11 protein-coding genes are annotated in these 13,709 nt (G+C 64.8%); 5 read left to right on the top strand and 6 right to left on the bottom strand.

Translation table 11 applies throughout. The features are described from left to right. Positions 1-12 precede the first annotated feature (12 nt). The 4 genes from LB520_RS08720 to LB520_RS08730 form a co-directional block, all read right to left on the bottom strand. Entirely contained in the window at positions 13-1,281 is a 1,269-nt protein-coding gene (locus LB520_RS08720) for an SAM-dependent methyltransferase (protein ID WP_224637199.1), read from the bottom strand. Positions 1,282-1,699: 418 nt separating this feature from the next. Further along, positions 1,700-2,473, bottom strand: coding sequence for a VWA domain-containing protein (locus tag LB520_RS29260; RefSeq protein ID WP_318012082.1), 774 nt, complete (start codon positions 2,471-2,473; stop codon positions 1,700-1,702). Between the two features lie 77 nt (positions 2,474-2,550). Next, positions 2,551-3,060, bottom strand: a complete 510-nt coding sequence (locus LB520_RS29265) for a TadE/TadG family type IV pilus assembly protein (RefSeq protein ID WP_318012083.1) — start codon at positions 3,058-3,060, stop codon at positions 2,551-2,553. Positions 3,061-3,483: 423 nt separating this feature from the next. Next, positions 3,484-4,353, bottom strand: coding sequence for a transglutaminase-like domain-containing protein (locus tag LB520_RS08730; RefSeq protein WP_224637200.1), 870 nt, complete (start codon positions 4,351-4,353; stop codon positions 3,484-3,486). A gap of 172 nt (positions 4,354-4,525) precedes the next feature. Between LB520_RS08730 and LB520_RS08735 the strand changes: the two genes are divergently transcribed. Continuing rightward, complete coding sequence (locus tag LB520_RS08735; RefSeq protein WP_224637201.1) at positions 4,526-5,191, top strand: HAD-IA family hydrolase; 666 nt, start codon at positions 4,526-4,528, stop codon at positions 5,189-5,191. 392 nt (positions 5,192-5,583) lie between these two features. Here the strand turns inward: LB520_RS08735 and LB520_RS08740 are convergent, their stop codons facing one another. Next, positions 5,584-5,805, bottom strand: coding sequence for a DUF1674 domain-containing protein (locus tag LB520_RS08740; RefSeq protein ID WP_224602057.1), 222 nt, complete (start codon positions 5,803-5,805; stop codon positions 5,584-5,586). A 106-nt stretch (positions 5,806-5,911) separates the two neighbouring features. Here LB520_RS08740 and htpX point away from each other — a divergent pair, with 106 nt between their 5' ends. The 4 genes from htpX (at position 5,912) to purH (ending at position 11,920) form a co-directional block, all read left to right on the top strand. Then, positions 5,912-6,949: a zinc metalloprotease HtpX gene (gene htpX, locus LB520_RS08745; protein ID WP_224637202.1), complete on the top strand. Its 1,038-nt coding sequence runs from the start codon at positions 5,912-5,914 to the stop codon at positions 6,947-6,949. After that, on the top strand, positions 6,946-8,322 hold the full coding sequence (locus tag LB520_RS08750) for an RsmB/NOP family class I SAM-dependent RNA methyltransferase (protein ID WP_411969865.1): 1,377 nt from the start codon (positions 6,946-6,948) through the stop codon (positions 8,320-8,322). Before htpX ends, LB520_RS08750 begins: the two co-directional genes overlap by 4 nt. Positions 8,323-8,448: 126 nt before the next feature. After that, positions 8,449-10,194 (top strand): heparinase II/III family protein, encoded by a 1,746-nt coding sequence (locus tag LB520_RS08755; protein ID WP_411969866.1) that lies wholly within the window; start codon positions 8,449-8,451, stop codon positions 10,192-10,194. A gap of 109 nt (positions 10,195-10,303) precedes the next feature. Continuing rightward, positions 10,304-11,920 (top strand): bifunctional phosphoribosylaminoimidazolecarboxamide formyltransferase/IMP cyclohydrolase, encoded by a 1,617-nt coding sequence (gene purH, locus LB520_RS08760; protein ID WP_224637204.1) that lies wholly within the window; start codon positions 10,304-10,306, stop codon positions 11,918-11,920. 183 nt (positions 11,921-12,103) lie between these two features. On the opposite strand, the gene LB520_RS08765 is transcribed toward purH, so the two are convergent. Beyond that, the gene (locus LB520_RS08765) at positions 12,104-13,477 is read right to left on the bottom strand and encodes an MFS transporter (protein WP_224637206.1); all 1,374 of its coding nucleotides are present in this window, start codon (positions 13,475-13,477) and stop codon (positions 12,104-12,106) included. Positions 13,478-13,709: the final 232 nt, after the last annotated feature.

The raw sequence follows: 13,709 nt of genomic DNA on the forward strand, positions 1-13,709 counted from the left end.
AGCGGGTCGGGTCTACCGGTACAAATCCGCCCGTGTCGGCGGCAGGCCGCTCGGGCCGCGGGCGCGCCTGGTGGCGACGGTCTGGAAAATCTGCGCCGAGGCGCGCTCGAAGGTGATCGAGCAACCCGTCAGATAGAGCAGCCACAGCCGCGCCTTGGGCTCGCCGACCTCGGCGACCGCCTCGTCGAAGCGTGCACTGAGGCGCTCCGCCCACAGGCGGCAGGTTTGCGCATAATGCTCGCGCAGGTTTTCCACGTCATAGACCAGGAAGCCATGCGCCTCGAGATTGCCGAGCGTCATGCCGATCGTGTCGAGCTCGCCGCCGGGAAAGATGTATTTGATCAGGGCCTTGTATTCCGGCCCCTTGCGCAGGGTCTTCTTCAGGTCGCCCTTGCTGCGCCGGGTGATGGCGTGGTGCAGATAGATGCCGCCGGGTTTCAGCAGGCGGTGGACAGTCGAGAAATAGGCAGCGTGGTTGGCGATCCCCAAATGCTCAAACATACCGATCGACGAGATCTTGTCGAAGCTGCCAGAGAGCTCGGCATAGGACTTTATTTCGATGGTGATGCGGTCCTGCAGCCCCTCGGCGCGAATGCGCTCGCGGGCAAGCTCGGTCTGGGCCTGCGACAGCGAGACGCCGTGGCCGACGACGCCGTAATGTTTCGCCGCGTGGATCAGCATCGCGCCCCAGCCGCAGCCGATGTCGAGCAACGTTTCGCCCGGCTTGAGCCTGAGCTTGCGGCAGATATGGTCGAGCTTGTCGATCTGCGCCTGATCGATGCCGTTGGCGAAATCCCTGAAATAACCGCAGCTGTAGACCATGCGCTCGTCGAGGAAGAGCCGATAGAAGGCGTTCGAAATGTCGTAATGGTGCCGGATCGCCTCCTTGTTCGACCCGCTGACATAAGGGTTGCGGCCGGAAAGATCGCTGCGCGCCGTCATTTGTTTGCGCGAGAAAAGCACCGCCGGCAGGTCGCGCAAAATCGTCAGCTTCGGCAACGATCTGAGCTTCGTCTTGAGCTTGCCTTGCGAAGGCAGCGCGTAGAAATCGAACAGCGTGCCTTCTTCGATGTCGATGGTCTTGGAAATCCACATCTCGACCAGCGTCGAGAAGCGCGGCCGGCGAAGCAATTGCCAGACGATATCCTGGTCGTTGATGGTGAGCACCGGACCGCCGGCGGGACCGATGCGCTCGCCGGTCCAGAGCTTGACCGCGAAACCCGGTTTCAGCGTCTCGACGACCGTTCGTGCGATCCGCGCGGCTTTGTCGGCGGCGTCCATTCTCACCTCCCGATGCGTCGAATGCGGGCCCTCCCGGGCGCCACTGTCATCCAACTGGCCTGCGTAGCGCAATCCCGATCTGTTGCCCAAAAACACCGCGGGCAGGGATTTCCCGCCTGCCATTCCGTTGCGGCACCTTGCCATTTGCCGCGACGCACCCCATCATCTGTGTGTGTTCAACGAACTGAAAGGAGGTGATCCGATGTCGAGTGATTTCGTTTTCCATAACGTGAGCTCAGCGGATTGCACTTTCGGGAAGCAGTCTTCCCGTTAAGGCGCGAGACGCGCGGCAGGTAGCCCGATGGGGCTGCCGCCGGAAGCCGCGTCATGGACGGAAACACGGAAGGCCGCCGGCTTCGTCAAGAAGCGGCGGCCTTTTCCGTTTGAACACCCTCGTTGTACGATTTTCTCGCGGCCGCTATCTGGTTACCGTCAGCTTGTCGATGTTGCGCACGATATCCTGAAACGCCTGATCGAGCTCGGCGCCGTTGGCCGCCTGATAGAAATGTTTGGTGTTTCCGGTATCCGGACTGGCGCAGGCCTGCAGCGTCGACTTGGCGTTTTTCTCGGTGAGCGCAAAGCCGATGGTGAATATCTCGATGCCCTGGTCTTGCATCGCCGCGCACAGTGTCGTCGCGGCGGTGCGTGTCTGTACCTTGCCGGCATCGTTGTAGACCTGATCCGGGTCGTTGGCGTCGAAATAGGACAGGTTGAATTCGCCATCCGTCATCAGGATCGCGTATTTCGCCACCTTCTTCGGATCCATCTTCGCCGGCCGCTCCGAGGCCTTCATCACCCCGCCCCAGTTTTCCGACAGCATGTACCAGGCCCACTGCACGCCGATATGGCCCGCCGTGCCGCCGGAGGCATCGAGGTCTTTGATCACGTTGTTCAGAGCCGAGGCATCCGTGGTCAGCGGCTGAATTGTCGCGACCGGACAGGCCCGAGTGCGGCTCTGCCTGGCGAAGTCGGACAAAAAGAGATCGCGGTTGACCATGCTGACCTCGGGGCCAGCATCCGAATATTGATAGGCGCCTTTGCGCTCGGTCGCGCAATTGTCCGGCCGCGTCGACGCCGAAACATACTGCGGATCGTCATTGCCCGGCGCCTGCTTGCGCTCGCTGGCCTTGGTCTCGACGAAGACCGAACCTGCGGCAAGCGATCCGGCATTGACGGAATTCGCATAAGGCACAATCGCCACCCGCACCCGAGGATTGGCGGCGTTCTGGCCGGTAAGGAAGGAATTGACCGCGTTGCTCGCCGCCGTCCTCAGGTCCTTGATCTTCTGGCCCGCATGGAACCGGTGACGTCGAGCATCATCGCCACCTCGACGGTCTTGTCGGAATAGAGCGCCGAGGTCGAGGCAGTCACGCGGCGCATGGTGCTGGTGCTGAACAGCGGAAAATAGAGGCCGACATCGACATGCGCATCGGCCTGTACGGTGTTGGCCGTCCTGTTGACCGTGAGCCTGTCGAGCACGATCTGGTTGGCCTGCAGGATGCCGGCCGTGCTGTTGGCGTCGAGAAACGCCTGCACCGTTTTGTTGGCATCGGTTTCCGTGATGACGCCGAGGGTGAGATCGCGGGCCGTCGAGGTCACGGCGGCGTCGACGACGCCCTGCAGGCTCGATCTCGCATTGTAGAGTTGCGAGATGTTGACCGCGAATCCCACCCCCAGCGCGAGGACCGATGCGGCAGCTCCGAACAGTACCGCGAAATTGCCTTCGCGGTTGCGGGCAAAGCCGTCCACCCCACGAACGACACCTCTGAACTGCCGCATCCCTTCCGCCTCCACTGTCCGCGGCACCGTGCCGCTCGGCAGAGGCGTTGCAGGATTTCGGCCAGAAGCCGCCGTAAGGCGATTAACAAGAGGTTAATCCGTTGTTTTTGCTGACTTTCGGCAAATCTGAAGGTGAACCGGAAGTAAACGAAAATGCCTTGGAAACGCGACCTTCATGAAGCGCTTACCATAGTCTTGAAGACTGTCGCGGTCGTTCTCTCTTCGGCACAATCGAACTGTGCCGAAGCGGGTCAGCGGCTCCGGTGAAACATGGCGCAGCGCAGGGTCTGTTGAGATTCGGGTCAGCCGAGTCGAGAAGGGCGGCTTCCGAGAACCGGATCGGAGCGTGCTTAAAGTACGTGAGCACCGGAAGCGCAGGAGGCCGTCCTTCGCAGGCCGGCCTCACCTGAATATCGACAGAACCTACCCCAGCATCTGCGCGCTGGCCGTCCGATCGACGCCGTGATGCGGGGGATTGAAGCGGTTGCCTTCCTGCTCGTAGGTCCAGACCTTGAACAGGGTGAGCCGGTGCGGGCCGAAACTGTGCAGCAGCGGCACGTCGGTGGCGTCGCGGCCGCGCGCGATGACGACGCGGCCGATGCGGGGCCGGTTGTGGCGCGGATCGAACGTGTACCATTTGCCGTCGAGGAAGACTTCCATCCAGGCCGAGAAATCCATCGGCGCCGGGTCGGCCGGCACGCCGATATCGCCGAGATAGCCGTTCACATAGCGCGCCGGAATGTTCATGCATCGGCAAAGCGCGATCGCCAGATGCGCGAAATCGCGGCACACCCCGACACGCTCCTCATGCGCCTGGGCCGCCGTGCGTGTGGCGCGCGCATAGCCGTAGCCGAAGGAAAGCCGGCTGTTTACATAATCGACGATCGCCTGGACGCGTGCCCAGCCGGGCGGCAGCTGGCCGAAAAGCTGCCAGGCGGTGTCGCTGAGATGGTCGGTCTCGCAATAGCGGCTGCCGAGCAGATAGACCAGCACATCGTCCGGCAGTTCCGCGACCGGCGTTTCGTGCGCCAGCGTGTTCACCTCGTCGGTCTCGCCGCTGTCCTCGACCGCCGCGTCATAGAGGATGCGGAAGTTGCCTGCCGGCGCCGTGAAACGACGGCAGATATTGCCGTGGCGGTCGCGATAGGTCCGGGTCGGCACTGAGGGCGAGGTCAGAACCCGCGTCTGCCGCTTGATGTCGGCATGGCGGTCCGGATGGATGTCGAGAAGCGAGATGATCGGCGTCACGGCCGCGCATTCGATGGCGATTTCATAGCCGAGCCGGATCAGCATCGCATGCCCCCCTTGATGATTTTGGAAAGACTGCCCGTTCAACGCCGCGAGCCGGAGCTTGTTCCCGTGCCGGGATGAAATGGTGGGCCTCTCGCCTTCTCAGGCGGTGCCGGCCGGTCTAAACTGGGCTTTGCGTTTCGCCCCTCCCGAAAACGATTCTCCAGGACATTCTATGTTTGCAGGCTCAAAATTCGCTGCCTTCCTGTTCGACATGGACGGCACGGTGCTCAACTCGATCGCCGCGGCAGAACGGGTGTGGGCAAAATGGGCGGAGCGTCACGGCCTCGACGTGGCGAGCTTCCTGCCCACGATCCATGGCAAGCGCGCGATCGAGACGATCGCGGGACTGAAGCTGCCGGGCGTCGACGCCGTCGCCGAAGCCGATGCGCTACTCAAGGCCGAGGCGGAGGACCTCGAAGGCATCGTCCCGATTCCTGGTGCCATCGCGTTTCTGCAATCGCTGCCGCCGGAGCGCTGGGCGATCGTTACCTCGGCGCCGCGCGAGCTGGCGCTGCTGCGCATCGAGGCGGCCGGTATTCCGGTTCCCGCCATGATGGTCACGGCGGAAGATGTCACCCATGGCAAGCCGGCGCCGGACTGCTTCCTTTTGGCGGCAAAGCGTCTCGGCGTTGAGGCGCGCGACTGCCTGGTCTTCGAGGATGCGCCGGCGGGCATCGCGGCAGGCGAGGCCTCCGGCGCGTCGGTGGTGGTGATCAGCGCCACGCATGTCCACCCGCTGGTCACGCCGCACCCGACAATCCGTTCCTATGACGAAATCGGCATTGTGGTCGACGATACCGGTTTTATCGCGTTGTCGCCGACACGGGCTGCGGCCTAGTAGCTCGTACAGCGACTTTGACGGATTGCAGGCTGTCAGCAGGCGAGATTTTCACCGTTCGTTTCGATTGGCCGAACGCCCATCGCGATCGTCATTCTATGGCGGACTATGGCGGAGCAAGGAGCGAAGCGACGCGCGCAGACCATAGAATCCATTCCGTGACGTCGAGGCGTTGCCACGGCGCGGAATTCTGCTTCGCTGCGTTCCTCGGCCAAGGTCACGGAATGGATCCTCGGGTCTGCGCTCCGCTTCGCGTCGCTCCGCCCGTGGATGACGACGTCACGGAGGCTTCGGCCAATCGCCAAGGTGTGGCTGATTCCGCGCCTACGCATGCAATCTGCGTGACCACTATCCGCCCGGTCAAGATTTCCGCGCTCGGGAACCGGTTCTCGTCAGAAGTCGCTGGCGAGGCCTTTCACCTCCCAGTCGCCGTAGCGGCCAGGCTCCTTGCCGCCGCGGCCGCCGATTTCCTTCGGGATCGCCGCTTCCGCTTCTCGGTAGAGCTTGCGCCTGGCCTCGGCTTCAGCCAGCGCCCGCTGTGCTTCCGGCGTCAGCGTCTTTTGCGGCCTTTCGCTGGCGTCCGCAGCTTCGGTTTTGCCTGGCTCTTCGATCATGCGATAAGTCCTTGCCGATTGAAACGGGAGCGACCGTTTCCCATCATATAGCCATGAAACCGAGAGGATCGACTCCTATTCGCCCCGACCACAGACGGATGAAACGATGAACACGCTTCGCACCGCCATGCTTCTTGCCGCGATGACGGCGCTGTTCATGGGCGTCGGTTATCTGATCGGCGGCCCGAGCGGCATGGTCATCGCGCTTCTGATCGCCGCCGGCACCAATTTGTTCAGCTATTGGAACGCCGACAAGATGGTGCTGTCGATGAATCGCGCCGTCGAGGTCGACGCGAAGAACGCGCCCGAATATTACGCGATCGTGCAGGCGCTGGCCAAGCAGGCCGGCCTGCCGATGCCGAAGACCTATCTGATCGACAACCCGCAGCCCAACGCCTTCGCCACCGGCCGCAATCCGGAAAATGCTGCCGTTGCGGCGTCCACCGGTCTGCTCGAGCGGCTCTCCCATGAAGAGGTCGCGGCGGTGATGGCGCATGAGCTTGCCCATGTGCAGCATCGCGACACGCTGACCATGACGATCGTGGCGACGCTCGCCGGCGCCATCTCGATGCTCGGCAATTTCGCCTTTTTCTTCGGCGGCAGCCGCGAGAACAACAATCCGTTCGGCTTTGTCGGCGTGCTTGTAGCGATGATCGTTGCGCCACTCGCCGCGATGATCGTGCAGATGGCGGTGAGCCGCACCCGCGAATACGAAGCCGACCGGCGCGGCGCCGAGATCTGCGGCAACCCGTTGTGGCTGGCTTCGGCGCTCAACAAGATCGCGCGCGGCGCCGAACAGATCCCCAATGAGGATGCCGAGCGCAATCCGGCGATGGCGCATCTTTTCATCATCAATCCTCTGCATGGCGAGCGCATGGACAATCTGTTCTCGACCCACCCGAGCACCGAGAACCGCATCGCCGCGCTGCAGGAGATGGCGCGCGCGATGGGCGGCGCATCGCCGGCCGCCCGGCGCCGGGCTTCTCCGCCACCCATCCAGCCCCAAGAGCCGTCGGCGGGGCCATGGGGCAAGCCGGCGGACCCGCCGCCAGCGGAGGCTGAGCCGGCGCCGCCAAAGCCCAATCCCTGGGGCCGCAACCCGACCGGACCGCGCAATGTCCGGTCGAAGGGTCCCTGGTCGTGACGCCGCCGAGGCGCGGACAGTTAGGCAATCCGCAACACAGGGCTGGTGACGAGAACGTCGCCGGCCTTGCCGCACGCAAGGCGGCGGCGCGGCTGCTTGCCGCCGTCATCGATGCCGGCACGCCGCTCGATGGGTTGACCGACAACGAGCATGGCCATCCGCAATACAAGGCGCTGGACGGCCGCGACCGGGCGCTGGTGCGCGCCATCCTGGTCACGGCGCTGCGCCACCGCATGACCATTGCCGGGCTGCTGTCCAAGCGCCTGGAAAAGCCGCTGCCGGCCAATGCCACGGCGCTCTCGCATATCCTCAATGTCGCCGCCGCGCAGATCCTGTTTCTGGATGTTCCCGACAGCGCCGCCGTCGACCTTGCCGTCACCCACGCCAAATCCGATCCGCGAACGCTGCGTTTCTCCGGGCTCGTCAACGGCGTGCTGCGTTCGCTGGCGCGCGCCAAGGAGGCTGAGCTTGCCCCGGCGCTTGCCGCCACCAGCGAGGCGCCGCAATGGTTCTCCGAGCGGCTGACCGCCGCTTACGGAGCCGACAAGGCGCGCGCCATCCTTGCCGCCCATCGCCACGAGGCGCCCGTAGACTTCACCGTCAAGGCCGATCCGGCGCTCTGGGCCGAGCGTTTGGGCGGCATCGTGCTGCCGACCGGAACCGTACGCGTCGAGAAGCTCGCCGCCAATGTCATCGACCTCCCCGGTTTCGCCGACGGCGCCTGGTGGGTGCAGGATGCGGCGGCAAGCCTGCCGGCACGCCTGTTCGGCGACATCAGAGGCCAGCGCGTCGCCGACCTGTGCGCCGCGCCCGGCGGCAAGACGGCGCAGCTTATTCTGGCCGGCGCCGAGGTGACCGCGATCGACACCTCGAAGAACCGGCTGGCGCGGCTCAGTCAGAATCTCGAGCGCCTTGGCCTGACCGCCGAGCTCGTCCAGACCGACCTCCTGGATTACCGGCCGGCACAATTGTTCGACGCCGTGCTGCTCGATGCGCCCTGCTCCTCGACCGGCACGGTGCGCCGCCATCCCGACGTGCCATGGACCAAGACCATGGCCGATGTCGAAAAACTCGCCGATCTCCAGCGTCGGCTGCTTGCCCATGCCGTTACCCTCGTCAGGCCCGGCGGACGGATCGTGTTCTCCAACTGCTCGCTCGACCCGATCGAAGGCGAGGAGCTTTATCGCGATTTCCTCGCCGGGAGCCCCGGCGTCGTCGCCGATCCGATCCGGCCTGGCGAATTTGCCGGCGTCGATCCGTTTCTGACCCTGGAGGGTATGTTGCGCACCACGCCGGCCGACCTCGCGCTGGAAACGCCCGGGATTTCAGGCCTGGACGGCTTCTTTGCCGCGCGGATGAGACGGGCCGATTGAGACGTTATCTCATAAAATTTGCTGACTTTTTTAGCGACGGCACGGGCAAGGCGGCGTGAAGCGGTTCACTTCGGCGAAATCCGCCTTCGCATAAGTTCTTGAATCGCATAAGCTTGTGCTTGGGTTATGGGGACATCAGGAGGGCTATTGGCACTTGTTGCCGGCAGCACGACGCGTCTTTGGACGCTTGTCGCGAGGGAGTTCTGGCGCAAAACGCGTCGGCGCCTCCGCGCCGGGCCGATCTATCGCTGGCGCTATTCCGGCCGCACGCCCGAACGCGTCCTGATCGCCCCGCCGGATCTGCGGCTTGCCGATCCGCAGATCGCGCTGGAGATCTATTACGGCCGCTACCCGCTGTCCGGCCATTTGGTCGAGACCGGCGGCAAGTCGCCTTTTCAGCTCGACGTGCCCAATCGCGGCTGGCAGAAATCGTTGCATGGCTTCCGCTGGCTGCGCCACATGCGCGCCACCGGCACCGAGCTCGCCGCCGCCAACGCGAGAGCCCTGGTGACCGACTGGATCGCCATGCATGGCAACCAGATCTCCGGCATCGCCTGGGAGCCGGGAACGACGGCCAAGCGGGTGATCGCCTGGCTGCAGCACTCCTCGGTGGTGCTGCAGGGCGCCGAATTCCCTTTCTATCGCGCGTTCCTGAAATCGCTCGCCGTGCAGATCCGCTATCTCCGCTCGATGGTGCGCGAGATGCCCGATGGCGAGGCCAGGCTGCGCGCCCGCATCGCGCTCGCCTTCGCCGCGCTGTCCCTGCCGGCGCCGGCCTCGGCGCTGCGTGCCGCGACACGCAACCTGGCCGAGGAGCTCGAGCATCAGATCCTGCCCGATGGCGGCCATATCTCGCGCAAGCCGATGGCGGTGCTCGAGCTGCTGGCCGATCTTCTGCCGTTGCGCCAGACCTATGCCAACCAGGCCGAGGCGCCGCCGTCGGCCTTGATCGGCGCCATCGACCGGATGTTGCCGGCGCTGCGTTTCTTTCGCCATCAGGACGGCAGCCTTGCCCGCTTCAACGGCATGGGCGCCACCATCCACGACCGCATCGCCACCATCATGCGCCATGACGACACGGTGGGCGCGCCGCTGCTGCACGCGCCGCATTCCGGCTACGAGCGCCTGTCGATGGGCGGCGTGACGGTGATCGCCGACACCGGCCTGCCGCCGCCGGTCGACGTCTCCAACGCAGCACATGCCGGCTGCCTCGCCTTCGAGCTCTCCTCCGGGCGCCAGCACTTCATCGTCAATGCCGGCATCGACACTTATGGCGCCCCGGAATTCCGGCCGCTGGCCCGCGCCACCGCCGCGCATTCGACCGCCACGCTCAACGACACCTCGTCGGCGCGCTTCAGCCACTCGCTGCGCGTCAGCGACCTTTTGGGATCGCCGCTGATCGGCGGCCCGCAGCATGTGCCCTGCAAGCGCCTCGACCAGAAGGGCATGCAAGGCTTCGTCGCCCGCCATGACGGCTATGTCCAGCAGTTCGGCTTCCTGCATGAGCGCGAGTTGAAGCTGACCAGCAACGGCAACGTGCTTGCCGGCCGCGATCGGTTCCTGCGCCCGGGCAATGCCGCGATCCGCAACAACGGCCGCGACTTCGTCACGGTGCGCTTCCACGTCCACCCAGACATCAGCCTGCTGCAGGACGACCACGACCGCCTGACGCTCGCCGGCGCGCAGGGCGACAGCTGGGTCTTCACCTGCGCCGAAATGGCGCCGGAGGTCGAAGAATCGATCTACTTCGCCGGATTGGGCGGCCCGCGCCGCAGCCGGCAGATCGTGCTCGCCTTCAAGGCCTCGGAAATTGCCGAGGTCCACTGGCAGCTGACCCGCACAGTTATTTCCGGCTATTCCGAAAACAACTGAGGCTGGCTGGCAAACGGCTGCGCGCTGATCCCGGACTCACTTGATTTCCGGGGCTCATATGCTAGGGCCGGCCAACGTCCCTGCCAACAGCTCTGAAAGGCCGCCCGCCATGGCCGTGCCCACAAAAAACATTCCGGCGCCTGACCTCGTTCCGGTGCGCCGCGCGCTGCTTTCCGTCTTCGACAAGACAGGCTTGGTCGATTTCGCCAAGGCGCTCGCCGCCGCCGGGGTCGAGCTGGTTTCGACTGGCGGCACGGCAAAGGCCCTCGCCGGGGCGGGCTTGGCGGTCCGCGACGTTTCCGACCTCACCGGCTTTCCCGAGATCATGGACGGTCGGGTGAAGACCTTGCATCCGTCGGTGCATGGCGCGCTGCTCGGCATCCGCGACGACGCCGAGCATGCCAAGGCCATGCACGACCACAACATCGAGCCGATCGACCTCGTTGTCTGCAATCTCTATCCGTTCGAGGACGTCCGCCGCTCCGGCGCCGGCTATGCCTCGATCGTCGAGAACATCGACATCGGCGGGCCGGCGATGATCCGCGCCTCGGCCAAGAACCACGCCTACGTCGCCATCGTCACCGACCCGGCCGACTATGCTTCCGTCGTCAACGCGCTGGAGATGAATCTGGGCTCGCTGTCGCTCGACTTCCGCAAGATGCTGGCGGCCAAGGCCTTTGCCCGCACGGCCACCTATGACGCCGCGATCTCCGGCTGGTTCGCCGAGACGCTGGAGATCGAGCACCCGACATGGCGCGCGTTCGGCGGCCGGCTCGACCAGGTGATGCGCTATGGCGAGAACCCGCATCAGGGCGCAGGCTTCTACCTGTCGGGAGACAAGCGGCCGGGCGTGGCAACGGCAAAGCAGTTGCAAGGCAAGCAGCTCTCCTACAACAACATCAACGACACCGATGCCGCTTTCGAGTTGGTCGGCGAGTTCGATCCGGCGCGCTCGGCGGCGGTCGCTATCATCAAGCATGCCAACCCCTGCGGCGTTGCCGAAGGCTCATCGCTGAAGGCGGCCTACGCCAAGGCGTTGGCCTGCGATCCGGTCTCGGCCTTCGGCGGCATCGTCGCCATGAACCGCATCCTCGACGCCGACGCGGCGGAAGAGATCGTCAAGACCTTCACCGAGGTGATCATCGCGCCGGACGCCACCGACGAGGCCGTCGCCATCGTCGCGGCGAAGAAGAATTTGCGCCTGCTGGTCACCGGCGGCCTGCCCGATCCCCGCGCCGCCGGCACGACGGTGAAATCCGTCGCCGGCGGACTGCTGGTGCAAGGCCGCGACAATGCGGTCGTCGACGATCTCGAGCTCAAGGTGGTGACGAAGCGCCCGCCGACGCCGGCCGAGATGGCCGACCTCAAATTCGCCTTCCGCATCGCCAAGCATGTCAAGTCCAATGCCATCGTCTATGCCAGGGACGGCGCGACCGTCGGCATCGGCGCCGGCCAGATGAGCCGCGTCGATTCCTCGCGCATCGCCGCCCGCAAGGCGCTGGACGCTGCCGAAGCGGCGGGCCTCGCCGAGCCGCTGACCAGGGGCTCGGTCGTCGCCTCGGACGCCTTCTTCCCCTTCGCCGACGGGCTCTTGTCGGCGATCGAGGCCGGCGCCACAGCGGTCATCCAGCCGGGCGGCTCGATGCGCGACGACGACGTCATCGCCGCCGCCGACGAGCACGGCATCGCCATGGTGTTCACCGGCGTAAGGCATTTCAGGCATTAGCGCTTCTTCCTTCTCCCCCTGCGGGAGAAGGTGTCGCCGAAGGCGACGGATGAGGGTGCTCCAGGGAATGAGGCGTGGGCGATTGCAGCTTTCGACGAGCATGTTCGCCAAGCTGGAGCACCCCTCATCCGTCTCGGCGCTCCGCGCCGATCCACCTTCTCCCACAAGGGGAGAAGGGAAATACTACCGCTTATCCGCCGGATAGGGTGTCCCCGCCAGGATCGCCATGCCGATGCCGAGGAACAGGATGATCGCCGCCATGCCGAGCCGCGGCGAATCGCTGATGGTGGTGATGCTCGCCACCATAAACGGCGCCAGGAAGCTCGTCGCCCGACCGGCCAGCGCATAGATGCCGAAATAGCGGCCGGACTCGGCGGCGGTCACGCTGCGCGCCATATAGGATCGCGATGACGCCTGCACCGGACCGAAGGCAAGCCCGATCAGCAGGCCGTAGAGGATATAGGCTTTCTCGGCCGCTGTGCCGAACAGGCCGCCGGAATCGGCGGTCGGCAGCGGGATCAGGCCGAGCAGCGTGAAGCCCGGTCCGGTGGAGACGACGCCGATGGTGGCGACCGACAGCATCACCAGCGCGATCATCACCACATGCTTCGAGCCCAGCGCTGTATCGAGCCGCGCCGCGATCCAGCAGCCGAAGATGGCGACGATGTTGAGAATGATGCCGAACAGGCCGATCTCGGTGATCGACCACTGGAACATGCCGGCCGCGAACGTGCCGCCGAGCGCCAGCAGCGCGTTGACGCCGTCCTGATAGATCATGCGGGCCAAGAGGAAGCGCAGGATGCCGCTGCGCTGGCGCACCTCGGCAAGCGTCGACTTCAGCTCGGACAGGCCCTCGCGCACTGCCGGCCCGATCGGGATCCCCTTGGTGGCGTCCGGCGTGAAGAAGAACATCGGCAGGATGAACAGGAAATACCAGCCGGCCGACATCGGCCCTGTGAAGCGCGCATCCTCGCCGAGTTTCGGATCGAGTCCGAACAACGGATCGAGGCCGATGAGCGTCTTGCCGGTTTCGAGATTGCCGGCCAGGAACAGCACCACGAAGATCAGCGCGATCATGCCGCCGAGATAGCCGAGCCCCCAGGCCATGTTGGAGATCCGGCCGATCTCTTCCTTCGGCACCAGCCGCGGCATCATGGAATCGTTGAACACGGTGGAGAATTCGGCCGCCACCGAAGCCAGCGAGAACAAGAGCACGACCAGGAAAAGGTTGGAGCCCGGCGCCGCGAACCACAAAAGCGTGAGGCTGGCGATCTTGATGGCCGCGAAGAAGGCGATCCACGGCTTGCGCGGCCCGGTCTGGTCGGCGATCGAGCCGAGCACCGGCGACAGCACTGCGATGACCAGGCCCGCGGCGGCAATGCCGTAACCCCACGCGGCCTGCCCGGCAGTCGGATCGCTCGCCATGCGCGAGACAAAATAGGGTCCGAAGATGAAGGTCGTGACGACGGTGAAGAAAGGCTGCGCCGCCCAGTCGAAGAACATCCACCCCCAGATGCCGCGCCCCGATGCGCGCTGCACTGTCTCTACCGCCACCATGCTGATTCCTCTGGCACCGCTCGCGTCGGGCGCCATGTCTGCATGTTTTCAGCCAGCGATGCAAATGGACAAGCGGCGCCGTTCGGGTTCCTCGCCCCACGAAGTGGGCTACGCTATGCACACATCTTCTGTGACTGGCGCAACTGATCAGGCCGAGGCTTGATTGCCACGTGGTTCCCCCAATCCGTCGCTGCTTCGCAGCGCCACCTTTCCCCCCTCCGGAGGGAAAGGA

Source organism: Mesorhizobium sp. CA12 (assembly GCF_020165255.1).
Classification (GTDB): Bacteria; Pseudomonadota; Alphaproteobacteria; order Rhizobiales; family Rhizobiaceae; genus Mesorhizobium.

Bases quoted from the DNA above. Each gene is read 5' to 3' on its own strand.
- LB520_RS29265 (WP_318012083.1), bottom strand. From the start codon at position 3,060: ATGCGGCAGTTCAGAGGTGTCGTTCGTGGGGTGGACGGCTTTGCCCGC.
- LB520_RS08730 (WP_224637200.1), bottom strand. From the start codon at position 4,353: ATGCTGATCCGGCTCGGCTATGAAATCGCCATCGAATGCGCGGCCGTG.
- purH (WP_224637204.1), top strand. From the start codon at position 10,304: ATGGCCGTGCCCACAAAAAACATTCCGGCGCCTGACCTCGTTCCGGTG.
- LB520_RS08735 (WP_224637201.1), top strand. From the start codon at position 4,526: ATGTTTGCAGGCTCAAAATTCGCTGCCTTCCTGTTCGACATGGACGGC.
- htpX (WP_224637202.1), top strand. From the start codon at position 5,912: ATGAACACGCTTCGCACCGCCATGCTTCTTGCCGCGATGACGGCGCTG.
- LB520_RS08720 (WP_224637199.1), bottom strand. From the start codon at position 1,281: ATGGACGCCGCCGACAAAGCCGCGCGGATCGCACGAACGGTCGTCGAG.
- LB520_RS08755 (WP_411969866.1), top strand. From the start codon at position 8,449: ATGGGGACATCAGGAGGGCTATTGGCACTTGTTGCCGGCAGCACGACG.
- LB520_RS08765 (WP_224637206.1), bottom strand. From the start codon at position 13,477: ATGGTGGCGGTAGAGACAGTGCAGCGCGCATCGGGGCGCGGCATCTGG.
- LB520_RS08740 (WP_224602057.1), bottom strand. From the start codon at position 5,805: ATGATCGAAGAGCCAGGCAAAACCGAAGCTGCGGACGCCAGCGAAAGG.